The sequence below is a fragment of the Escherichia sp. MOD1-EC6475 genome (genome assembly GCF_003046645.1).
Lineage (GTDB): Bacteria > Pseudomonadota > Gammaproteobacteria > Enterobacterales > Enterobacteriaceae > Escherichia > Escherichia ruysiae.
This window is the reverse complement of record NZ_PZKQ01000046.1, coordinates 23340-45021: the sequence shown is the minus strand read 5'-3', so window position 1 is coordinate 45021 and position 21682 is coordinate 23340. Positions and strand designations below refer to the sequence as shown.

Below are 21682 nucleotides of genomic sequence, written 5' to 3'. Positions count from 1 at the left end.
GTTCAGGGGGCCAGTCTAGGCAGAGTGTAATCTCACCAGCAGCACACAAAATGTCGACTATGGCAAACGCAGTGCCGCTATGCGCCAGGCCGACCGAGGTAAGACAACGCAGTTAGCGGACAAAACAACCACGCTGGTTATTCAATGCGACCAGACTGGTCATGTCCGCGTTCAGTTAAGTACCACGCATATTACAAATAACAGATTTGGTTTTGGCCCGGACGGTGCATTAAATCTGGTCGCCAGCGATGCAATTTCCGGTAGTGACAGCTTTGATTTGGCGTTAGCTAACAGCAAAAGTGACAATGCAGGCAGTGCAGGAACAGCATCTGTAAGCCCTTCGCCTAATAATTGGCTGGTATTTATGCAAAATGGTCAGGAAGCAGTAATTGATAGCGGTAAAAGTATCAGCCTCACACTGACCATGGCGCCTTCTTTTAAGGATGAAGGAGAGCTCACCGACATGACGGATATTACGGGCAATCTTACTGTCCTGGTGGAGGCAAAATGAACAACACAAAATTGCTGATTGTCGCCAGCGCCTTTATTACTTTGTCAGTACAAGCCGCTGACAGAGCCACCATTGGCGTCAAGGTGTCTTTGGAAGCTGTAGCCTGTACACCGCTGTTAAGCAACGGCGGTGTAGTGAACTTCGGCAGCCATTCAATCAATGCACTTTCAACGCAGCATTACACTCAGATTGGCACACGTAATATTACTCTGACCATCACTTGTGAATCAGCAACCGGAATCGCGATTACTGCCCGGGATACGCGGATGGACAGCGTGGTCACCGGAAAAGATGGTGAAGGTCAGAGCGGTGTAAAATATACCGTGAATGGCGGCGGTTATATTAACCAGGCAACACGCTTATTCGGCTTAGGAAAAACAAAAGATAATAAGAATATCGGCAGTTATGCTGTGTTAATTGATAGCCAAAACATTAGCGCCAGCAATGGTAGCCAGACGTTGGCGACATCAGTTGCAGGTGCAGATGCGGTCATAACTGGGCAAAAAAGAGCATGGCAAACGCTCACCGCTTATCCGCTTGCTGTCGACCAAAGTTATTACTACACCTTTGTAAAAGCAGGGGAAAATTCCCCCATTCCTGTGACTAACGCCGTTATACCACTACAGGTGAGCGCATCTATTGCGAATGATTTAGGCAGTTCAGAGAAAATCGAACTGGATGGTCAAGCAGTGATAAGCGTGGTTTACTTGTAATAACAATGCCGGGCAGGAGTACTATCTGGCATTCGTTTTATACGCTCTGATAATATTGCTGGAAACTGTTCACCTATCTTAGGGAAAGTGAATGTAATACGCCGTTCTTAATTGTTCAGTGCTCATCCCAGGCATATAGCTGACTCCATTATTCAACACAGCGCCGTATAAAGGCACAGATAATGGAATCTCTCTCAGAGAGAACCACAGCAGGCTATCAGCAAATCCACGACGGCATTATTCACCTGGCCGATAGTGCCCGACGGAAACGATACGTAGCCTTAATGACCGCCACATACTGGATAATTGGCCGACGAATTGTCGAATTTGAACAAGGCTGCGTATGGCGCACAGCTAATCAAGCGGCTATCAAAGGATTTAAGTCTTAGGTATAAGCGTGGTTTTTCCACCAGGAATTTATGGCAGTTTAAAAATTTTTATATTTTTTCAACGAATTGAAATTCGTGCAGACAATGTCTGCCAAATTATGCTTGTTACCTGATAAAAAACGACTCGCGGATGAACTCGTTCGAACACAGGCGGCGCCAGAGGAAGGTTATAGACGCTGTTAATTTCAGCGGTTTCGAATTCTGCAGACGGTGTCTGCAGAATCTTTAAAACGAACCAAGTTTTAAGCCATTAACTCGGCCTTAACCTTCACTACCACCTTTTTAATCTCTCCTGGCTCGCTAACAACACATCCCGGTTTATGCGGTTCTCCTGGCATAAACACGGCGAACATTCCCGGTTTCAGGATGATAGCTTGCTCGTTCTCAATGGCGCTGCAAAGCTGGTAATCATCCTCATGGTGAAACTCTTCACACTGACGCGCAGTGCCTGCCATACCAAACAGAATCCGCTCCTCGCCGCTTAACAATAACTGGATATCAATATATTGCTTGTGCAATTCGGCTTTTTTCTCAACGGGCGATTGAGTGTTAAAAGTCATGACATTCATAAAGATATTGTCGCCCTGCAATTCGTAACGACCCGGCGCTTTTTCCTGCGGCCTGGCGGCTAATGCCAGCGTTAACGCGTCCAGTAGTGCTGGATGTAAACCGGCAGATGGTAACGACTGTACTTCACCCATCATCATAATTTTTCTCCCTGAGCCAGCAACGCAGCCCCAAGTAAACCTGCATCATGGCGGTAATGCGCCGCCAGTAACTCAACATGAAATGCCGCTGGCTCCTTAGCCAGATACGTTTCCACCAGCGCCAGATACCCTTCCGCCAGCCCGACACTGCCGCCGAGCACCACACACTGGCAATCAGTTGTGGCTTTAACATCGGCAATCAGTCTTGCCAGCGCATGTGCAGAGCGATGAATCAGTTGCTGCGCCTGCTCGTCGCCCTGTCCGGCGCGCGTGAAAATGGTTTTCGCATCTGCGCCCATAAGTTCATCCTGCGCTGCCGCTGCAATGCCGCGACCAGAAGCAATCGCTTCCACGCAACCTGTGCGTCCACAGCCACAGACAGGCCCCTGCGGATCGGCAAGCGTATGCCCGATGTGCCCCGCCAGACCGCCAGGGCCGGTAAGCAGTTTGCCGCCACTGACCACGCCGCCGCCAACACCGGTGGAAACGGTGATAAAGACCATATCGGTTATATCGCCTTCCAGCGCCTGATACTCCGCCCACGCTGCGGCCTGCGCATCGTTAATGGCAATGGTCGGCAAATCGGTAAGTTGTTCCAAAGTTTTGACTAACGGAAAGTGTAGTAATCCACCGAGATTATGCGGATTCAGCGCCAGCAGGCTGCCGTCGCGGATTATCCCGGTTGAAGCGATGGCAACCTGCTGCGCATGAGCTTGCAACGGGGAGACTAACGCGGCTAAGGCTTCACGCAATGCTTTCGGCGTCTGGCTGGCTGGCGTGGGAAGTTCACGGCGATCGCGGATCTGTCCGTCAGCGCCAATCAGCGCGGCGGCAAGTTTAGTACCGCCGATATCAATCGCCAGTGTGGTCATAGCACCGCCTTTTTCATCGCTGTGTTGTACCACTGGCAAATGTGTTCAAGACGCGTAATGGCAGAACCGACCGTCACTGCCCATGCGCCGTGGCGCATCGCATCTGCCGCCTGCGCTGGCGTGTTGTATCGCCCTTCGGCAATCACCCGACATCCTGCGTCACTCAACGTTTTCACCAGCGCCAGATCGGGCTCTTCTGGCGTTTCAGGTGTGGTATAGCCAGAAAGCGTAGTACCAATAATTTCGGCTCCCAGCTTTTGGCAAGCCAGACCGTCTTCCGGCGTTGAGCAGTCAGTCATCGCCAGTAAACCGTGGTGGTGAATACGCGCAAGCAGCGTTTCAACAGGCACCGGACGCGGACGATCGGTGCCATCAATCGCGATAATATCCGCGCCTGCCTGCGCCAGTGCATCAACATCTTCAATATAGGCCGTGATACGTACCGGAGAATCCTCCAGATCGCGTTTCACAATCCCGATAATCGGCACGCTCACCACCGCACGCGTGGCTTTCAGGTTTGCCACACCCTCTATGCGAATAGCGACCGCACCCGCCTGCTCTGCCGCTAATGCCATGGCAGCAACGATTTCGGGTTTATCGAGCGGGCTGTCCGGAACCGGCTGGCAGGAGACAATCAGGCCACCGTTAGCGGCGATTTTTTGATCCAGTTGTGCAAGTAACGACATACTTCTTCCCTTAGCGAAAGGCCCGGTGCAGAGACCGGGCTACAGGATTAACTTTTGGTTTTGACTAAATCGTTTTTGGCGCTGCCAAACGGCACGGCACCGCTAAATGGTTTGCCGTCGATAGCGTCATGAGTACGTAACGCTTCCGGGCGCAGCCAACGCTGAACGCGGGATGGCATATCCAGACCAATCAGCAGGATCACCACGAACGTCAGACTGAACGAGAGCGATCCCAGCGCAGTGCCCAGATCCAGACGTTGAGCGATCAACGCGCCGAGGATTGGAGCCAGTGCGCCGCCAAGTGCGCCGACGTTGTAGGTAAAGCCCAGCCCCGCCGCACGCTGGTCGGTATCGAAATAACCGCCGATCAGTTTCGGTAAGATCCCGGAGATGCCCTGACCGAGCATTTGCTGGAAGAACAGTAACAGACCGAGTACCCAGACGTTTGCGCCGCCAATCGCAAACACCGGAATAATCAGCAATTGTGAAGCTAACAGGCTACAAACGTAGGCTTTGCGCGTTCCCAGCCAGTCACCGAGGAAGCCACCGACGCAGCAACCCACCGCCGCACCAAAACCACTAAAGAACAACACATTGGCGACCGTATGTGGGTTATAAGCCAGCTCAGTTTTCAGATACGTCGGCAGCAGCGCCTGAATCGGCCATGAGTAGAGGAAAGCAAACAACACAACCACCATCAGCATTACGCCCGTTGGCCAGCGTTTACCCGTGCTTTGCACCATAAAGCTGATAAAGATTGCGGCGCATAACAGCCCAAGAACAGCGACGATTGCGGCATTTTGCAGGTTGCCGGCGAAGCAGAACCACAGCGCAGTAGCTGCCGCCAGCGTCATCACGATATTGGCGATGCGATGTTCACCACGGTAAAGAATATCCACCATTGTACGTACCGGTGCTTTACCTCCGTGTTTCTCTTTCCAGTCTTCTGCTTCCGGGATGTTTTTCCGCAGCCAGAGAGCAAAGATGATCGGTAAGATGCCGATAAAGAACAGCGCACGCCAGCCCCAGATCGGAACCACCAGACTGTAAACCTGAGCAGCAACAACGGCACCCACAGAGAAGCCGGAAATCAGAAAACCACTGGCTTTGTTACGCAGGTGTTTTGGCCAGCTTTCAATCACATAGGTGGCGCTGGAACCGTATTCTCCTGCCATCCCCATGCCGATCACCAGACGAGCGATAAACATGGTGATGTAGCCTGGCGCGAAGCCACAAGCCAGCGTCCCGACCGAGAAGAGAACGATACTGGTGACCATTGCCAGACGACGCCCGTAACGGTCCCCCATAGCCCCAAGCATCAGGCCTCCGAACCAGCGTGAGATAAAGGCTGCGGAGATCAGACTTGCCGCCTGCACCGTCGTCAGCCCAAATTCACCTTGTACTTCGGTGAGTACCAGGGCAATTAAAACGAAATCAAAACCATCAAGTAGATATCCCAACCAGGCAGCGGAAAATGCTCGCCATTGTGCGCGGTTGAGATGGCGATACCACGGGATATTCTGGGTTGTAGTACTCATTGTGAGTCTCCCGCGATGGGCGTTGCCCACACGCTTTGGTATGAAAGTTGTAGGGTACAGATGCGTTTATTTCCCCTCACCCGGTAGGGGCGAGTGAGGGGAAAAACTCACCCGCGCTCTTGCATCAACTGCTGAGCCAGCGCCTTCAGTTCTGGCAGATATTTTTCATCTACCGGACCAAACGGTTTGCGGCACAGCGGAACGGACACCACATCCATATAGTGCAGAACTGTTTTCAGGCCACGGAATACGCCAGTTTTAATCAGCAAATCAATGACTTTGTTGCACTCGGTTTGCAGTTTCTGCGCGGTCTGGATATCACCTTCTTTTAACGCCTTAACGATGCCCTGATAACGCCAGCCCATGATGTTGTAGGTACTACCGATACCACCATCAGCGCCCGCCAGCAGGCCGGAAGCAAAGATTTCGTCGTAACCGTTGTAGAGCACCAGATCCGGATGTTCACGACGGATCTGCTCCATCTGATAGAGATCACCAGAGGTCTGTTTCAGCGCGCCGACACCTGGCAACGTAACCAGAGTGTTGATCTGATCCAGGCTCAGTTTAACGCCGCTTAACGCCGGAATGTTGTACACCACCATCGGTAAACCATCCGCTGAATCAATGATTGCCCGGTAGTGATCGCAGTGTTCTTCAAAGCTGAAAGGATAGTAGAACGGCGTAACGGCAGAGACGGCATCGAAGCCATAACGTTTAGCGGATGCCGCAAGTTGTTGGCTTTCAGCAGTGCTGACGCAACCTACGTGAGCGATTAATTTAATCTTACCTTTCGCCTCTTCGGCGACGATTTCCAGTACCTGTTCACGCTCGGAAAGGCTCTGTACAAAGGCTTCACCGGTTGAACCACCTACGTATAAGCCGTCGATGCCCTGCTGAATATTGAACTGAACCAGGCGGCGCAGACTCGCTTTATCCAGTGCTTGTTGTTGGTCAAAAGGAGTCAGGAGTGCGGCCATTACGCCACGTAAATTTGTTGCCATAAATACCTCTGAAGTGATGCTTGCCTGTTAGAAACGATATACCTTTATACCTGTTATACCAGATCAAATAAGCAACACATCATACAGAACGCTTATAATGCGATCTGCTTCACTAAAGTGGCATTATTTCTTTTTGTTGGTGGTCTGACCGAAGGCGTGCCAGGTGGCAGAAACGCTGTTGAGATGCGATTGCAATGCGCGATCGGCTTCATCGGGATCGTGACGACGGATCGCATCAACGATCGCAATATGCTGCTGATAACTAACGTTGTTATGCTCGTGCAGCGCCTGATCGGCGACTGTCGGACGGGCGGCGATCAGCCAGTCGAGCAGAGCAACGTGGATCGCCATAAAGATCGGGTTCCCAGGGATCTCTGCCAGCACACGGTGGAAATCAACGTCTGAACGAATAAACGCGGCGTTGTTATCCAGCGACTGACTGTTGATTTCCAGAGCTTTTGCCAGCAAATCAATTTGCTCATCAGTAGCATGTTCAGCCGCATAGCGCACCAGGCTGGACTCAAAGAACAGGCGTAACTGTTCGAAATGGGCTATCCCGCCAGGATGGGAAAGAAAATCTTTTGCCATGCCGGAAAGCTCGCCGATGATGGTGTCCGCAGAAGGACGCGAGACACGAGCGCGTTCACCATTATTAATTTGTACCAGACCTTTGCGCTTTAACGCCGCCAACGCCTCACGTACCGAAGGACGCCCAACGTTAAAGAACGCCATAAGTTCGCGTTCAGACGGCAGTTGCTCACCTTCGCCAAATTCACGACGGCGGATCATCTGCTCCAGCTCTTCCTCCACCATTTCGGAGAGTTTTTTGCGCGCCAGTGGACGACGACGCAAGTTACGACCGATAGTAGCCGGAGAATCTTCTGCTTGCGGATCAAATGCGTTCATAGAGCTCTTTCTGGGAAAATACGTTGACGGATAATAGCGAAGTTATCGTAACACAGTATTAAAATCAGGCGAAAAGAAGGTAGATAGCAAAACAGGCCACATGGGCCTGTTTATCATTTATTTCACAACCCGCAATGCCGGGCGTCCACCGCGTGGAGGCTGTGGCGGTTCATCGTCAGGATGATGGTCATCATCGTGATCGGGCTTATCGCCGTCAATGACCGACATAACGGTTTCATTATCTGCCGACGCTTGATCATCATTCATGATACTGGCATCTTCGTCGTAGGCAGCTTCAGGCTCGAACATTGTTCCTGCGCCATTTTCGCGGGCGTAGATAGCCAGCACGGCAGCCAGCGGTACTGAAACCTGACGCGGAATGCCACCAAAGCGCGCGTTAAAACGCACTTCATCATTCGCCAGTTCCAGATTGCCAACCGCACGCGGCGCAATGTTGAGTACGATTTGCCCGTCACGCGCATATTCCATAGGAACCTGCACGCCCGGGAGCGTCACATCCACCACCAGGTGCGGCGTGAGCTGGTTATCCAGCAACCACTCATAGAATGCACGCAGCAGATAGGGACGACGTGGTGTTAGCTGTGACAAATCCATACAGATTAACTCCGGCCCAGACGCATTTCACGTTCTGCTTCAGTTAAAGAAGCAAGGAAAGAGTCACGCTCAAAGACGCGGGTCATATAGCCTTTCAGCTCTTTCGCACCCGGGCCGCTAAACTCGATGCCCAGTTGCGGCAGACGCCACAGCAATGGAGCAAGGTAGCAATCAACCAGGCTGAACTCATCGCTCAGGAAGTACGGCTTCTGACCGAAGACCGGCGCAATCGCCAGCAGTTCTTCGCGCAGTTGCTTACGTGCGGCATCGGCTTCAGAGGCTGAACCGTTGATGATGGTGTTCATCAGCGTGTACCAGTCTTTTTCGATACGGTGCATGTACAGACGGCTTTCACCGCGAGCTACTGGGTAAACAGGCATCAGTGGCGGATGCGGGAAACGCTCATCCAGATATTCCATAATGATGCGAGATTCCCACAGGGTCAGCTCACGATCCACCAGGGTCGGAACGCTCTGATTCGGGTTGAGGTCAATCAGATCCTGAGGCGGATTGTCCTTTTCCACGTGTTCGATCTCGAAACTTACACCTTTCTCAGCCAGCACAATGCGGACCTGATGGCTATAGATGTCAGTAGGACCGGAAAACAGCGTCATTACCGAACGTTTGTTGGCAGCGACAGCCATGAAAACCTCCAGGTATAGTCAGAATTTTTACTGCTACCAGCCACCAGGTGGCCAGTCAGAAGTTATGTTACCCAGTAAGGAACGACTCTCTTTGTTCGAAAATCAAACAAAAAATGAGCAATACCCGACATTTGGGCAGAAAATTGGATGATAGTTTACCAGATTTTGCGACCTTTGTGGTAAGTCGATACCGGAAATGGGGAAAAAGAGATGCGCTTTAGTCTGAAATGGTTGACTTAATCCCTTATCGGCGATGTTGTTTTTGCTTTACCTGCCTGTCAGACAGTAGCAAAAAGCATCTTTCCATTCTTACGCTGATTCAGATTTTAGCCATAAAAAAACCCGCCGAAGCGGGTTTTTCGCAAATTGTATTCTGCCAGAGCAGAAAGCAATTAACGTTTGGAGAACTGCGGACGACGACGTGCTTTACGCAGACCGACTTTCTTACGTTCAACCTGACGAGCGTCACGAGTAACGAAGCCAGCTTTACGCAGTTCAGAACGCAGGGACTCGTCGTACTCCATCAGAGCGCGGGTGATACCGTGACGGATCGCACCAGCCTGACCAGAGATACCACCACCTTTAACGGTGATGTACAGATCCAGTTTCTCAACCATGTCGACCAGTTCCAGCGGCTGACGAACTACCATGCGGGCAGTTTCACGACCGAAGTACTGTTCCAGAGAACGTTGGTTGATAACGATTTTGCCGTTGCCCGGTTTGATGAAAACGCGAGCTGCGGAACTTTTGCGGCGACCAGTGCCGTAGTATTGATTTTCAGCCATTGCCTATAATCCCGATTAGATGTCAAGAACTTGCGGTTGCTGTGCCGCGTGGTTGTGCTCGTTACCCGCGTAAACTTTCAGTTTACGGAACATAGCACGACCCAGCGGGCCTTTTGGCAACATGCCTTTAACCGCGATTTCAATCACACGCTCAGGACGGCGAGCAATCATCTCTTCAAAGGTCGCTTGTTTGATACCACCGATGTGACCGGTGTGATGATAGTACACTTTGTCAGTACGCTTGTTGCCGGTTACAGCAACTTTGTCAGCGTTCAGAACGATGATGTAATCACCAGTATCTACGTGCGGAGTGTATTCCGCTTTATGCTTACCGCGCAGGCGCAGAGCCAGTTCGGAAGCCAGACGGCCCAGAGTTTTACCGGTCGCGTCAACAACATACCAGTCGCGTTTTACGGTTTCTGGTTTAGCTGTAAAAGTTTTCATTAAAAGCTTACCCAATAAATAGTTACACGTTGGTGAACACCCAAACGTCTTCAATTGTTGAGGTTCACACGACAAAGTCCGGCAAACCTACCCCTTCGAATAGCCTATGCCAGCACACAAAAAGTTTTGGGAAAAAAACTTTCTTGTAACGTGGGGTCGCAAGATTATAGAGAAGTCGGGGTCAAAGATCGACCCCTTTTTGTGATTTGTGACAGGTTTTAACCCGCCAAATGCTCGCGCTTCAAATACTCTTCGCTTTGCATCTCTTGCAGACGTGACAGGCAACGCTGGAACTCAAACTTCAGCCGCTCGCCCTGATAAATTTCATACAAAGGTACTTCCGCGCTCACCACTAGCTTGACATGGCGCTCGTAAAATTCATCCACCAGCGCAATGAAACGCCGCGCTTCACTCTCCATCAACCGCGTCATGACAGGAACATCAAACAACATCACCGTGTGAAACAGACGTGAGAGCGCAATATAGTCATGCTGGCTGCGGGCATCGACGCACAGCGTGGTAAATGACACCGCCAGCGTCTGGTTTTCTACGCCCATTGTCGCCAGCGGTCGATGATTGATTTCCAGCGTAGGGGCTTGTTCTCGTTTTGCACCTGCCAGCGCCAGCCACAGCTTATCCATCTGCTCATGCGTTTCATCATTAAGCGGCGACAGCCACAGATGCGCCTGAGTAAGGGTACGCAGCCGATAATCAACACCGGCGTCCACGTTCATTACATCACAATGCTGTTTAATGGCATCGATTGCAGGCAGAAAACGCGCACGTTGCAGGCCATTTCGATAAAGCTCATCCGGCGGAATATTTGACGTTGCTACCAGCGTTATGCCGCGAGCAAACAATGCTTTCATCAGGCCACCCAGCAGCATGGCATCGGTAATATCAGAAACAAAAAATTCATCAAAACAGAGCACGTCAGTTTCGGCTTTGAAACGATCGGCAATAATTTCCAGCGGATCGCTCTGCCCTTGCAATGCGGTTAATTCTTCATGCACCCGCAGCATAAAACGGTGAAAATGCAGCCGCTGTTTTCGCTCTCCCGGCAAACTTTGATAGAAAAGATCCATCAGCCAGGTTTTCCCGCGCCCTACACCGCCCCACATATATAAGCCACGCACCGGCGCGTTGCTTGTATCTTCGCGCTTCCCCCACAGTTTCCCGACCCGTGCCATTAGCCCGCTAGCCCTGGGGACTGGCGGCGTGCTGTTGATTAATTCCTGGTAGATAATCTCCAGCCGACTGACGGCCTCTTTTTGTACGTCGTCGGGTTGATGGCTACCTTCATTGAGCGCCTTCAGGTATTGCGATGTCGGGGTAACGCTTTGCATGATGTTCTTGTTATTCCTTGAATAATCGGTGTGCCGTTGTTCACGGTTGACGAAAAAAAGGCCGTTCTACACTACGCGATATGCAGTCGGGATTCCACTTCTGTGGAATTAACGGTTATAGTGGCATAATCAGCCGCAGGCATGGAGCCTGAAGCCAACACCCTACGGAAACAAAAGACAACGGGAGATGTTCATGACCTGGGAATATGCGCTAATTGGGTTAGTCGTCGGCATCATTATTGGTGCTGTGGCCATGCGTTTTGGTAATCGTAAACTGCGCCAGCAACAGGCGTTGCAGTACGAACTTGAAAAAAATAAAGCTGAACTGGACGAGTATCGCGAAGAGCTGGTTAACCACTTTGCCCGCAGCGCGGAATTACTGGATACCATGGCGCACGACTATCGCCAGCTGTATCAACACATGGCGAAAAGCTCCAGCAGCCTGCTGCCGGAACTGTCTGCTGAAGCCAACCCGTTCCGCAATCGTCTGGCAGAATCTGAAGCCAGCAACGATCAGGCTCCGGTGCAGATGCCGCGTGACTATTCTGAAGGCGCATCCGGCCTGTTACGTACCGGCGCGAAGCGCGACTAATTTATTTTTCGGGCGCAGCCATTGCGCCCTCCTCTTCTCTTCTTCCCCCGACTATCATTTAATCTGGTGTCTCATTGTTTGCCATCTGAAAATTCAATAACATCAAACTGTTTTGAATCTCTTTTTCTTATCATTCAGGTACGAGAGCAGGAATAATGAAAAAGCAAACCCAGCTGTTGAGTGCATTAGCGTTAAGTGTCGGGTTAACTCTCTCGGCGCCGTTTCAGGCCATCGCATCGATTCCCGGCCAGGTTGCCGGTCAAGCGCCTCTGCCCAGTCTGGCGCCGATGCTGGAAAAAGTGCTTCCCGCAGTGGTCAGTGTTCGAGTCGAAGGAACCGCCAGCCAGGAGCAGAAAATTCCGGAAGAATTCAAAAAGTTTTTTGGTGATGATTTACCGGATCAGCCTGCGCAACCTTTCGAAGGTTTAGGTTCCGGCGTCATAATCAATGCCAATAAAGGTTATGTGCTGACCAACAATCACGTCATTAATCAGGCACAGAAAATCAGTATTCAACTCAATGACGGGCGTGAGTTTGATGCAAAGCTGATTGGCGGTGATGACCAGAGCGATATCGCCCTGTTGCAAATTCAGAATCCAGGCAAATTAACGCAAATTGCCATTGCCGACTCCGATAAACTGCGCGTCGGTGATTTTGCCGTCGCTGTCGGCAACCCGTTTGGTCTTGGGCAAACCGCCACCTCCGGGATTGTTTCCGCATTAGGCCGCAGTGGGTTAAATCTCGAAGGTCTGGAAAACTTTATTCAGACCGATGCCTCTATTAACCGTGGTAACTCCGGCGGTGCGCTGTTAAACCTTAACGGTGAATTAATTGGCATCAACACCGCAATCCTTGCCCCGGGCGGCGGTAGCGTAGGGATTGGTTTTGCCATTCCGAGTAATATGGCGCGAACTCTGGCGCAGCAACTTATTGATTTTGGTGAAATCAAACGCGGCCTGTTAGGCATTAAAGGCACCGAAATGAGTGCCGATATCGCCAAAGCATTTAATTTGGACGTTCAGCGCGGCGCGTTTGTCAGCGAAGTGCTGCCAGGTTCTGGCTCGGCGAAAGCAGGCGTGAAAGCGGGCGATATTATTACCAGTCTCAACGGTAAACCACTCAATAGCTTTGCTGAGTTGCGTTCTCGTATCGCGACCACCGAGCCGGGCACGAAAGTGAAACTTGGCCTGCTGCGTAACGGCAAACCACTGGAAGTAGAAGTGACACTCGATACCAGCACCTCATCGTCAGCCAGTGCCGAGATGATCACACCTGCGCTGGAAGGCGCGACGTTGAGCGATGGTCAGCTAAAAGATGGCGGCAAAGGTATTAAGATCGATGAGGTTGTCAAAGGAAGCCCCGCCGCTCAGGCTGGCTTGCAAAAAGACGATGTGATCATTGGCGTCAACCGCGATCGGGTGAATTCGATCGCTGAAATGCGCAAAGTGCTGGCGACAAAACCGTCCATCATCGCCCTGCAGATCGTACGTGGCAATGAGAGCATTTACCTGCTAATGCGTTAATGTCGTAAACCGGGCATCAGGCTGACGTGTGATGTCCGGTTAACTCGTGGTATGCTGCTGCCGTTCCCTTTTTTAATGACGCCTCCATCATGTTTGTGAAGCTCTTACGTTCCGTTGCGATTGGATTAATTGTCGGCGCTATTCTGCTGGTTGCCATGCCTTCGCTGCGCAGCATTAACCCGCTTTCCACACCGCAATTCGACAGTACCGATGAGACGCCTGCCAGCTATAATCTGGCGGTTCGCCGCGCCGCGCCAGCGGTAGTCAACGTTTATAACCGTGGTTTGAACACCTCCTCACACAACCAGCTTGAGATCCGTACGCTGGGATCTGGCGTGATCATGGATCAACGCGGTTATATCATCACCAATAAACACGTGATCAACGACGCCGATCAGATCATCGTCGCCTTACAGGATGGTCGTGTTTTTGAAGCATTACTGGTGGGATCTGACTCTCTAACCGATCTGGCGGTGCTTAAAATTAATGCCACTGGCGGTTTACCCACTATTCCAATCAATTCACGACGCGTACCGCACATTGGCGATGTGGTGCTGGCGATCGGTAACCCGTACAACCTCGGGCAGACCATTACCCAGGGCATTATCAGTGCCACGGGTCGAATCGGCCTGAACCCGACCGGGCGGCAAAACTTCCTGCAAACCGATGCTTCCATTAACCATGGTAACTCTGGTGGCGCGCTGGTTAACTCGCTAGGTGAGCTTATGGGCATTAACACGCTGTCGTTTGATAAGAGTAACGATGGCGAAACGCCGGAAGGTATCGGCTTTGCGATTCCTTTCCAGTTAGCAACCAAAATTATGGATAAGCTGATCCGCGATGGTCGCGTGATCCGTGGCTACATTGGCATTGGTGGACGAGAGATCGCACCTTTGCACGCGCAGGGCGGCGGCATCGATCAACTGCAAGGGATCGTGGTTAATGAAGTGTCACCTGACGGCCCGGCGGCGAATGCGGGTATTCAGGTCAACGATTTGATTATTTCGGTGGATAACAAACCGGCCATCTCTGCTCTGGAGACGATGGATCAGGTGGCGGAAATCCGACCAGGCTCGGTGATCCCGGTTGTAGTGATGCGTGATGATAAACAGTTAACGTTGCAGGTCACCATTCAGGAATATCCGGCGACCAATTAAGGCCAGCGTGAAAGACAAAAAACCGGAGACGTTGCTCCGGTTTTTTTTATTATCCGCTAATCAATTACTTATTAACGAACTCTTCGCCCAGGGCGATATCTTTCTTCAGCGTATCCAGCATACCTTCCAGCGCGTTCTGTTCAAATGCGCTCAGGGTGCCGATAGATTTACGCTCTTCCACACCATTTTTACCCAGCAGCAGCGGTTGAGAGAAGAAACGTGCGTACTGACCGTCGCCTTCAACGTAGGCACATTCTACAACGCCTTGTTCACCCTGCAGTGCGCGAACCAGAGACAGACCAAAACGTGCAGCTGCCTGACCCATAGACAAGGTTGCAGACCCGCCACCGGCTTTCGCTTCAACCACTTCAGTACCCGCATTCTGGATACGTTTGGTCAAATCAGCCACTTCTTGTTCGGTGAAGCTGACGCCAGGGACCTGAGACAGCAACGGCAGAATGGTAACACCAGAGTGACCGCCAATAACCGGCACTTCAACTTCGCCCGGCTGTTTGCCTTTCAGTTCCGCAACAAAGGTGTTGGAACGAATGATATCCAGCGTGGTAACGCCGAACAGTTTGTTTTTGTCATAAACACCGGCTTTTTTCAGCACTTCTGCAGCGATAGCCACAGTGGTGTTCACTGGGTTAGTGATAATACCAATGCACGCTTTCGGGCAGGTTTTCGCAACTTGCTGTACCAGGTTTTTCACGATACCGGCGTTAACGTTAAACAGGTCGGAACGATCCATACCCGGTTTACGCGCAACACCTGCAGAAATAAGAACGACATCTGCGCCTTCCAGAGCAGGGGTCGCATCTTCACCAGAAAAACCTTTGATTTTCACAGCAGTAGGGATATGGCTCAGGTCGACGGCCACACCGGGAGTGACTGGAGCGATATCATACAGGGAGAGTTCTGAACCTGAAGGCAGTTGGGTTTTTAACAGTAGTGCAAGCGCCTGGCCGATACCACCAGCAGCGCCGAGGACTGCGACTTTCATCCTAAACTCCTTATTATATTGATAAACTAAGATATGTTGCTCCGCTGCCGCGACCTTAATCCACAAATTCCCTGTTTACAATGACCACTTCTCAAGAATGTGTAGTCACGCAAATTTGGCGTTTATGCATTTAATTGACGTAATCAGGGAGCTAACTTACGTAATTAACAGTCGCTTATGCGTTAGAGCAACATTCCAACAGGTGGTGACAATATACCCTACCGTTCAGCCAAAACAACATCATTTTGATAACAATTAATTTACTTTTAAGCGAAATTTACATGCCGTGACGCAGGCATGTTTCTCAATAACGAAATTTGATAAAATCCCGCTCTTTCATAACATTATTTCAGCCTTCTCCAGGGCAGACTGTTTGCATAAAAATTCATCTGTATGCACAATAATGTTGTATCAACCACCATATTGGGTGACTTATGCGAAGCTCGGCTAAGCAAGAAGAATTAGTTAAAGCGTTTAAAGCGTTACTTAAAGAAGAGAAATTTAGCTCCCAGGGCGAAATCGTCGCCGCATTGCAGGAGCAAGGCTTTGACAATATTAACCAGTCTAAAGTCTCGCGGATGTTAACCAAGTTTGGGGCTGTGCGAACCCGCAATGCCAAGATGGAAATGGTTTACTGCCTGCCAGCTGAACTGGGCGTACCAACCACCTCCAGTCCGCTGAAAAATCTGGTGCTGGATATCGACTACAACGATGCTGTTGTGGTGATTCATACCAGCCCTGGCGCGGCACAATTAATTGCGCGTCTGCTGGACTCTCTGGGCAAAGCAGAAGGTATTCTTGGCACTATTGCCGGTGATGACACCATCTTTACCACCCCTGCCAAAGGTTTTACCGTCAAAGACCTGTACGAAGCGATTTTAGAGCTGTTCGACCAGGAGCTTTAATCTCTACCCCGCCGCTTCTGGCGGCGGGAAAAATGCTGCGTTCTCCTCTCATCTCCCTGCTTTCCCCTGCCATCTACTTAACGAATAGTGCGCTTTGCTGCGACAAAACATTCACATCTTGAATGCATAGGGTAATAATCGCACATTATGCAAAACACTATATCATATTGAAATTAATGATATTTATCATGGTGCGCTATGTTTTTAATTCCACTTTGTTATAAAAATTAATATTTTTAACACTTTAAACCCAACACAAACGGTTAGCGTGGTATTAATTAGTCAGATAATTAGTGTATACTTGATTTTGTGATATGGGTCACGAAACAAAGACCCAGTTAAAAGATTATGTCGAGGTAAAAATCATGAAAATCAAAACCACTGTTGCTGCATTAAGCGTACTTTCTGTTCTCTCTTTCGGTGCGTTCGCTGCCGATTCCATTAATGCTGCACAAGCGCAAAACCGTGAAGCTATCGGTACAGTATCCGTCAGTGGGGTGGCGTCTTCACCGATGGATATGCGTGAAATGCTGAATAAAAAAGCGGAAGAAAAAGGCGCAACGGCCTACCAGATTACTGAAGCTCGTAGCGGTGACACCTGGCACGCTACGGCTGAACTGTACAAATAAACCCTCATCGTCTTGTCCGACGATATTGCCCCCGGTTCGGGGGCTTTTTTTTGCGCTAATGACGAACATTAAAACGCAAATGCCCTTCCAGCTCTTCCTCTGCCTCATCAAACAGCAATATTAACGCGCCAAAACGGCGACGCGTTTTCTCTCCCAGATGAACAAATTCGATCTCCAGCGGTAGCGGCAGGACATCGTTCATTAACACATCCCATAAAGAGTCGAGATCGCGTACCTTATCTTTCGCCAGGCCAAAGGTTTGGCTAAAGTCGCGATAAAAATCCTCCTGACTCTCAATCTCATCAAAATCAAAGGTATAGATATTCATCTGTTGCCACCGTCACGTTTCGCGGCGAGTTCTGCCGTTCATCGCTAAGTATAGACATGAAAAAACCGACGCTTTTGGCGTCGGTTTTAACTTAACTATCGGTCAGCGCATGTTGATACTTATGCAGCATACCGGTAAGCCGATGCACCGGTTCCGTCACCTGCGGTGGCGCTTGCCAGATGCGTAGCTTTTCCTGATAGATTTCCAGTTCTTCCAGCAACTGCCCAAAGTACCGACGACGTTTATCATCGCTACGGGCAGATATCACATGGTCTGCTGTGCGGCGCATTTGTCGGTGAAACGCCGATAAATCCTCGTTAACCGGGATCGGCGCATCACGCAGGCGCTGGTGTGCGATAATCATCGTCAGCGCCAGGCGAAATTTCGGCAAATCTCCGGGAAATTTATTCATCAGCAAAAACAACTGCTGATAAAGTGCCGGAAGATGGTTCTCTTTACGTCGCGCGACATTGGTGGTCATCGCGGAAACGGCAGCAGAAACAAATTGATTAAGCAATACGCGTCCGGTTCTGTCGCGCGATTTATCCCGCACCAGCAAAATAACGATGAACGCGAGCACACAGCCGACGATTTGCCCTAATGCGCTGTCGAGAAACTGGCTGAAATGGAACGTCATCGGGTTATCCAGCACGATAATATTGATGGTGCTGGCCAGCGCCCCCATTGAGCCTAGTCGCCGTTTCTGTACCTCAATGCCGAGGAAGAATCCCAGCACTGCAAGGCTAATACACAGCAGCAACATACTCTGTTGGGTATTAGGGATAATCACCAAAAAGTAGAGCAGCCCTAACGGCAGCGCCGCCAGCGTCCCGTAGATAAAGTCGATCGCCACCATACGTGGATTCGGCAAACGCATTGCCAGTGACGTCACTACCGCAATCATCACCATTGCGCCACTGCCGGAAGTCCAGCCCGTCCACAGCCAGAAAAGCGTGCCCAGAATGCAGGAAAGTGTGGTTCGCCAGAAGTTTACCATCGCATGATGACGTTCGGCTGACTCTACTTTTACTTCCGGCTCGCCTTGCAGGATCTCTTCTTCGGTCGTGTTGATTTTTGTGTTACTGATAACGCCGCGTTTGAGCAATTGATAACGCGTTGCTGCCGCGACCCAGCTATAAATGGTGACAGGTGTTTCACGTTCCCCGGTCCAGGCAATAACTCTCCGCAGGCGTTTTAACTGCTTGTGAACGTCCTGCGCGGTTTCTACCGGCGTGTCAAAAAATTCGCGGAAAGTATCAGTGATCAATTCCGGGCGCGAATTCTGAATCAAATAGGTTTCGCAGGACTGGGTAATCAGTGTCAGCGATAGCGTATTGATCGCTTTTAAACGTCGATTGGCTCGCGCCCAGCGGGAAGATTCCATATTCAGGTTGCTGCGCATACCTTGTAGCGCCGTGGTGCGTCGAACCAGGTCGCCCCAGGCTTTATCGACAACTTCACCATCGCCATGCTTGATACAGAGTTGCATTAATTGATATTGCGCGACCAGCAAACTTTCCAGCTCTCGATCCACTTCTTGTTTGATCGATCGCGGAGAAAAGAGCAGATCCGCCATAATCGCACACACAATACCAATAACGATCTCACTACAACGTTCGACGGCAAACTGCGGCGTAAGCAGCGGTTCCGGCTGAATAGTGATCACAATGATCAGCGCGGTATAACCAGCCAGTCCCCACGCATAGGAGTTTTCTATTCGTACCAGTGAAGAAATCCAGGTACAAAAACCAGCCCAGATACAGCACACCAGAATCATCAGCAAGGGGGCGCGGATCATCGCAATAATGATCACCAGTCCGGCAATACAGCCAATAAATGTGCCGATGATGCGTAAAAAGCCACGATAGCGAATAGCGCCAGAATACGGTTCGCCACCGGCAGCAAAGGCCGGGCCGGCGGCAACAATCGCCGCTGTCAGTACCGCCCAACGTGGCGTTTCCAGCTGAAAGTGAAAGCCAACAAACAGCGCCAGCACAATGGCGGTCGCCAGTTTTACCGCGAAGCGAATATGTTGGTTAGCAATGGAGAAAATACCCATCGTGATTAACCAAACTCACGCAGGCGATGAGCCATTTTACGGAAGAACGAATCCTGGCTTTCGTCACGATCCTGTTTGCCAGTGACCACCACCGTAGCGGTGGTGCCCGCAGGCCAGATGTTCTCTTGCTGGTTGTCGAGACGAATACGTACCGGAACACGTTGCGCCAGACGCACCCACTCCAGGTTAGAGTCGATAGTCGCCATTCCTTTGTCATCGCGCGTACTGCTGGCGTTGGTGACCCCGGCAGCGACGCTATCAACCGTACCTTTCAGAACTTTGTTGCTGCCAAGCGGCGTGATCTCTGCACGATACCCAGGGCGTACGCCTTCCAGCTTGGTTTCTTCCATATAGGCCAGCACATAGAAGGAGTTCTGTTTCACCAGCGCAACCGCCGTTGAGCCACGGGTAATAAACTCACCGGTATAGACGTTGAGATTGGTCACCCAACCATCTGCTGGCGCGCGGATCACCGTGCGTTCAAGATCCAGTTTTGCCAGATCGCGGGTCGCCTGCGCTTTCGCTAATTGATGCAGAACCGTTTGTAGTACGTTGTTGGCCTGGTCTATCTCTTCGCGGGACATCGCCTGTATGCCGAGACGGTTACGACGTCCGGCCTCCTGGCGTTTTTCCTGTGCCAGCACCTGATAATAAGCAACATCGGCTTGCGCTTCCTCGAGCGCCTTTTGATAGCGCGGCTGGTCGATGGTGAACAGTACCTGTCCTTTTTTCACCAGCTGGTTATCATGAACATTCACCTGAGTAATGAGTCCGGATACGTCCGGCGCGATCGCAACGACGTCGGCGCTAAAGCGTGCGTCACGCGTCCACGGGGATTCGGTGTAATAGACCCAGGCATTAAAAATTGCGATGAAGGCCAGAATGACTAATACGACCGTGATGGCCGTACGGGAGAATTTTCTTATTAGTGTTTTCACTTCAACCTCAAACGAACAGTCGCGATATCAAATAAAACAAGCAGCAATAGAGCGCAGTGTTGAACAACGCCGGATGCCAGACAAAGTCGTAGATACCTGTTGGCACAAGTACCCGGCGCACCAGCCAGAAAATCGCCAGTGACAAAAGCAATTCGAAAAATATCGGTGGGAAGGACAGCCCAAACACCACGATAACGGGAAACAGACTCATGTTGACCTTGGTTGTATAGAGAGAGCAGGCGTTATTATTTTCAGCATCTGTCGCCGCAGAGAAGGGCATGGAAAGCCGGGCGAGAGCAACATTGCTGTAGATTGATATTTAATATATTAACGTAACTGTTATGCTGTTATCTATATTATGTGATCTAAATCACTTTTAAGTCAGAGTGAATAATGGAACGACTAAAACGCATGTCGGTGTTTGCCAAAGTAGTTGAATTTGGCTCTTTTACCGCCGCCGCCAGACAGCTACAGATGAGCGTTTCGTCCATCAGTCAGACGGTGTCAAAACTGGAAGATGAGTTGCAGGTAAAGCTGCTAAACCGCAGCACACGCAGCATTGGGCTGACCGAGGCCGGTAGAATTTACTACCAGGGCTGCCGTCGGATGCTCCATGAAGTGCAGGATGTCCATGAACAACTGTATGCCTTCAATAACACCCCCATCGGGACGCTGCGCATTGGCTGTTCTTCAACTATGGCACAAAATGTTCTCGCCGGGCTGACAGCAAAAATGCTGAAAGAGTACCCAGGTCTGAGCGTGAATCTGGTCACAGGTATACCTGCGCCCGACCTGATCGCTGATGGTCTGGATGTGGTGATCCGCGTCGGCGCTTTGCAGGATTCCAGCCTGTTTTCCCGCCGTCTGGGCGCGATGCCAATGGTGGTGTGCGCCGCTAAAAGCTATCTCACACAATACGGCATACCGGAAAAACCCGCCGATTTAAGTAGCCATTCATGGCTGGAATACAGCGTGCGCCCGGATAATGAATTTGAACTGATCGCCCCGGAAGGGATCTCGACACGGCTGATCCCTCAAGGGCGATTTGTCACAAATGATCCAATGACGCTGGTGCGCTGGCTGACGGCAGGCGCCGGCATCGCCTACGTGCCGCTGATGTGGGTGATCAACGAGATCAATCGCGGGGAACTGGAGATCTTGCTGCCGCGTTACCAGTCAGATCCACGCCCGGTTTATGCGTTGTATACCGAAAAAGATAAGCTGCCACTGAAGGTGCAGGTCGTGATCAACTCACTGACGGATTATTTTGTTGAGGTCGGTAAGCTATTTCAGGAGATGCACGGGCGCGGGAAAGAGAAGTAATTTATATTGTACTGTCACGTTGTTCAAACCTGTGCCAACGGGTTCCCCTCACCCTAACCCTCTCCTCA

General features: G+C 50.8%; 23 protein-coding genes and 2 pseudogenes. 9 read left to right on the top strand and 16 right to left on the bottom strand.

What is annotated here, in order from left to right:
• Positions 1 to 19: 19 nt before the first annotated feature.
• The 3 genes and pseudogenes from A7589_RS15265 to A7589_RS15255 all read left to right on the top strand — a co-directional run.
• Positions 20 to 511, top strand: a pseudogene (locus A7589_RS15265) (YhcE family protein); the annotation flags it as partial.
• Entirely contained in the window at positions 508 to 1224 is a 717-nt protein-coding gene (locus A7589_RS15260; RefSeq protein ID WP_108188907.1) for a DUF1120 domain-containing protein, read from the top strand. The pseudogene A7589_RS15265 and the gene A7589_RS15260, both read left to right, overlap by 4 nt.
• 182 nt (positions 1225 to 1406) lie before the next feature.
• Positions 1407 to 1712, top strand: a pseudogene (locus A7589_RS15255) (DUF1016 N-terminal domain-containing protein); the annotation flags it as partial.
• Between the two features lie 143 nt (positions 1713 to 1855).
• Here A7589_RS15255 and nanQ read toward each other — a convergent pair.
• From nanQ to zapE, 11 genes are all read right to left on the bottom strand, one after another.
• On the bottom strand, positions 1856 to 2320 hold the full coding sequence (nanQ, locus tag A7589_RS15250) for an N-acetylneuraminate anomerase (RefSeq protein ID WP_000979865.1): 465 nt from the start codon (positions 2318 to 2320) through the stop codon (positions 1856 to 1858).
• Entirely contained in the window at positions 2317 to 3192 is an 876-nt protein-coding gene (gene nanK, locus A7589_RS15245) for an N-acetylmannosamine kinase (protein WP_000209047.1), read from the bottom strand. The genes nanQ and nanK overlap by 4 nt, the downstream gene beginning before the upstream one ends.
• Entirely contained in the window at positions 3189 to 3878 is a 690-nt protein-coding gene (locus A7589_RS15240) for an N-acetylmannosamine-6-phosphate 2-epimerase (protein ID WP_000054233.1), read from the bottom strand. Before A7589_RS15240 ends, nanK begins: the two co-directional genes overlap by 4 nt.
• A gap of 47 nt (positions 3879 to 3925) precedes the next feature.
• Complete coding sequence (nanT, locus tag A7589_RS15235; RefSeq protein ID WP_000108483.1) at positions 3926 to 5416, bottom strand: sialic acid transporter NanT; 1491 nt, start codon at positions 5414 to 5416, stop codon at positions 3926 to 3928.
• A 107-nt stretch (positions 5417 to 5523) separates the two neighbouring features.
• Positions 5524 to 6417, bottom strand: coding sequence for an N-acetylneuraminate lyase (gene nanA / locus A7589_RS15230; RefSeq protein WP_000224706.1), 894 nt, complete (start codon positions 6415 to 6417; stop codon positions 5524 to 5526).
• A 123-nt stretch (positions 6418 to 6540) separates the two neighbouring features.
• The gene (gene nanR, locus A7589_RS15225; RefSeq protein ID WP_000990910.1) at positions 6541 to 7323 is read right to left on the bottom strand and encodes a transcriptional regulator NanR; all 783 of its coding nucleotides are present in this window, start codon (positions 7321 to 7323) and stop codon (positions 6541 to 6543) included.
• 117 nt (positions 7324 to 7440) lie between these two features.
• Positions 7441 to 7938 (bottom strand): ClpXP protease specificity-enhancing factor, encoded by a 498-nt coding sequence (gene sspB, locus A7589_RS15220; RefSeq protein ID WP_000366125.1) that lies wholly within the window; start codon positions 7936 to 7938, stop codon positions 7441 to 7443.
• 5 nt (positions 7939 to 7943) lie between these two features.
• Complete coding sequence (gene sspA, locus A7589_RS15215) at positions 7944 to 8582, bottom strand: stringent starvation protein SspA (RefSeq protein ID WP_000257293.1); 639 nt, start codon at positions 8580 to 8582, stop codon at positions 7944 to 7946.
• A gap of 392 nt (positions 8583 to 8974) precedes the next feature.
• Positions 8975 to 9367, bottom strand: coding sequence for a 30S ribosomal protein S9 (gene rpsI / locus A7589_RS15205; RefSeq protein ID WP_000829818.1), 393 nt, complete (start codon positions 9365 to 9367; stop codon positions 8975 to 8977).
• Between the two features lie 15 nt (positions 9368 to 9382).
• Complete coding sequence (gene rplM / locus A7589_RS15200; protein ID WP_001517180.1) at positions 9383 to 9811, bottom strand: 50S ribosomal protein L13; 429 nt, start codon at positions 9809 to 9811, stop codon at positions 9383 to 9385.
• A gap of 218 nt (positions 9812 to 10029) precedes the next feature.
• The gene (zapE, locus tag A7589_RS15195) at positions 10030 to 11157 is read right to left on the bottom strand and encodes a cell division protein ZapE (protein ID WP_001192360.1); all 1128 of its coding nucleotides are present in this window, start codon (positions 11155 to 11157) and stop codon (positions 10030 to 10032) included.
• A gap of 193 nt (positions 11158 to 11350) precedes the next feature.
• On the opposite strand from zapE, the gene zapG reads away from it, so the two are divergent.
• The 3 genes from zapG to degS all read left to right on the top strand — a co-directional run bounded on the left by zapG (position 11351) and on the right by degS (position 14429).
• Positions 11351 to 11749, top strand: coding sequence for a Z-ring associated protein ZapG (gene zapG, locus A7589_RS15190; protein WP_010345273.1), 399 nt, complete (start codon positions 11351 to 11353; stop codon positions 11747 to 11749).
• A 155-nt stretch (positions 11750 to 11904) separates the two neighbouring features.
• A complete protein-coding gene (gene degQ, locus A7589_RS15185; RefSeq protein WP_000745038.1) occupies positions 11905 to 13272 on the top strand; it encodes a serine endoprotease DegQ in 1368 nt (455 codons plus the stop codon).
• 89 nt (positions 13273 to 13361) lie between these two features.
• The gene (degS, locus tag A7589_RS15180) at positions 13362 to 14429 is read left to right on the top strand and encodes an outer membrane-stress sensor serine endopeptidase DegS (protein WP_000497717.1); all 1068 of its coding nucleotides are present in this window, start codon (positions 13362 to 13364) and stop codon (positions 14427 to 14429) included.
• A gap of 64 nt (positions 14430 to 14493) precedes the next feature.
• Here degS and mdh read toward each other — a convergent pair whose 3' ends face one another.
• Complete coding sequence (gene mdh, locus A7589_RS15175) at positions 14494 to 15432, bottom strand: malate dehydrogenase (RefSeq protein WP_001295272.1); 939 nt, start codon at positions 15430 to 15432, stop codon at positions 14494 to 14496.
• A gap of 434 nt (positions 15433 to 15866) precedes the next feature.
• Between mdh and argR the strand changes: the two genes are divergently transcribed.
• Entirely contained in the window at positions 15867 to 16337 is a 471-nt protein-coding gene (gene argR, locus A7589_RS15170) for a transcriptional regulator ArgR (RefSeq protein ID WP_001257843.1), read from the top strand.
• A 365-nt stretch (positions 16338 to 16702) separates the two neighbouring features.
• The gene (yhcN, locus tag A7589_RS15165) at positions 16703 to 16966 is read left to right on the top strand and encodes a peroxide/acid stress response protein YhcN (protein WP_016159490.1); all 264 of its coding nucleotides are present in this window, start codon (positions 16703 to 16705) and stop codon (positions 16964 to 16966) included.
• Positions 16967 to 17021: 55 nt separating this feature from the next.
• On the opposite strand, the gene A7589_RS15160 is transcribed toward yhcN, so the two are convergent.
• The 4 genes from A7589_RS15160 to aaeX form a co-directional block, all read right to left on the bottom strand.
• Complete coding sequence (locus A7589_RS15160) at positions 17022 to 17294, bottom strand: barstar family protein (RefSeq protein WP_001029013.1); 273 nt, start codon at positions 17292 to 17294, stop codon at positions 17022 to 17024.
• A gap of 91 nt (positions 17295 to 17385) precedes the next feature.
• Positions 17386 to 19353, bottom strand: coding sequence for a p-hydroxybenzoic acid efflux pump subunit AaeB (aaeB, locus tag A7589_RS15155; RefSeq protein ID WP_000510936.1), 1968 nt, complete (start codon positions 19351 to 19353; stop codon positions 17386 to 17388).
• Positions 19354 to 19358: 5 nt separating this feature from the next.
• Positions 19359 to 20291: a p-hydroxybenzoic acid efflux pump subunit AaeA gene (gene aaeA, locus A7589_RS15150; RefSeq protein WP_000854026.1), complete on the bottom strand. Its 933-nt coding sequence runs from the start codon at positions 20289 to 20291 to the stop codon at positions 19359 to 19361.
• Positions 20292 to 20298: 7 nt separating this feature from the next.
• Positions 20299 to 20502, bottom strand: a complete 204-nt coding sequence (gene aaeX, locus A7589_RS15145) for a p-hydroxybenzoic acid efflux pump operon protein AaeX (RefSeq protein ID WP_000051841.1) — start codon at positions 20500 to 20502, stop codon at positions 20299 to 20301.
• A 182-nt stretch (positions 20503 to 20684) separates the two neighbouring features.
• On the opposite strand from aaeX, the gene aaeR reads away from it, so the two are divergent.
• Positions 20685 to 21614: an HTH-type transcriptional activator AaeR gene (aaeR, locus tag A7589_RS15140; protein WP_000440317.1), complete on the top strand. Its 930-nt coding sequence runs from the start codon at positions 20685 to 20687 to the stop codon at positions 21612 to 21614.
• Positions 21615 to 21682 lie beyond the last annotated feature (68 nt).

Bases quoted from the DNA above. Each gene is read 5' to 3' on its own strand.
- A7589_RS15260 (WP_108188907.1), top strand. From the start codon at position 508: ATGAACAACACAAAATTGCTGATTGTCGCCAGCGCCTTTATTACTTTG.
- nanQ (WP_000979865.1), bottom strand. From the start codon at position 2,320: ATGATGATGGGTGAAGTACAGTCGTTACCATCTGCCGGTTTACATCCA.
- nanK (WP_000209047.1), bottom strand. From the start codon at position 3,192: ATGACCACACTGGCGATTGATATCGGCGGTACTAAACTTGCCGCCGCG.
- A7589_RS15240 (WP_000054233.1), bottom strand. From the start codon at position 3,878: ATGTCGTTACTTGCACAACTGGATCAAAAAATCGCCGCTAACGGTGGC.
- nanT (WP_000108483.1), bottom strand. From the start codon at position 5,416: ATGAGTACTACAACCCAGAATATCCCGTGGTATCGCCATCTCAACCGC.
- nanA (WP_000224706.1), bottom strand. From the start codon at position 6,417: ATGGCAACAAATTTACGTGGCGTAATGGCCGCACTCCTGACTCCTTTT.
- nanR (WP_000990910.1), bottom strand. From the start codon at position 7,323: ATGAACGCATTTGATCCGCAAGCAGAAGATTCTCCGGCTACTATCGGT.
- sspB (WP_000366125.1), bottom strand. From the start codon at position 7,938: ATGGATTTGTCACAGCTAACACCACGTCGTCCCTATCTGCTGCGTGCA.
- sspA (WP_000257293.1), bottom strand. From the start codon at position 8,582: ATGGCTGTCGCTGCCAACAAACGTTCGGTAATGACGCTGTTTTCCGGT.
- rpsI (WP_000829818.1), bottom strand. From the start codon at position 9,367: ATGGCTGAAAATCAATACTACGGCACTGGTCGCCGCAAAAGTTCCGCA.
- rplM (WP_001517180.1), bottom strand. From the start codon at position 9,811: ATGAAAACTTTTACAGCTAAACCAGAAACCGTAAAACGCGACTGGTAT.
- zapE (WP_001192360.1), bottom strand. From the start codon at position 11,157: ATGCAAAGCGTTACCCCGACATCGCAATACCTGAAGGCGCTCAATGAA.
- zapG (WP_010345273.1), top strand. From the start codon at position 11,351: ATGACCTGGGAATATGCGCTAATTGGGTTAGTCGTCGGCATCATTATT.
- degQ (WP_000745038.1), top strand. From the start codon at position 11,905: ATGAAAAAGCAAACCCAGCTGTTGAGTGCATTAGCGTTAAGTGTCGGG.
- degS (WP_000497717.1), top strand. From the start codon at position 13,362: ATGTTTGTGAAGCTCTTACGTTCCGTTGCGATTGGATTAATTGTCGGC.
- mdh (WP_001295272.1), bottom strand. From the start codon at position 15,432: ATGAAAGTCGCAGTCCTCGGCGCTGCTGGTGGTATCGGCCAGGCGCTT.
- argR (WP_001257843.1), top strand. From the start codon at position 15,867: ATGCGAAGCTCGGCTAAGCAAGAAGAATTAGTTAAAGCGTTTAAAGCG.
- yhcN (WP_016159490.1), top strand. From the start codon at position 16,703: ATGAAAATCAAAACCACTGTTGCTGCATTAAGCGTACTTTCTGTTCTC.
- A7589_RS15160 (WP_001029013.1), bottom strand. From the start codon at position 17,294: ATGAATATCTATACCTTTGATTTTGATGAGATTGAGAGTCAGGAGGAT.
- aaeB (WP_000510936.1), bottom strand. From the start codon at position 19,353: ATGGGTATTTTCTCCATTGCTAACCAACATATTCGCTTCGCGGTAAAA.
- aaeX (WP_000051841.1), bottom strand. From the start codon at position 20,502: ATGAGTCTGTTTCCCGTTATCGTGGTGTTTGGGCTGTCCTTCCCACCG.
- aaeR (WP_000440317.1), top strand. From the start codon at position 20,685: ATGGAACGACTAAAACGCATGTCGGTGTTTGCCAAAGTAGTTGAATTT.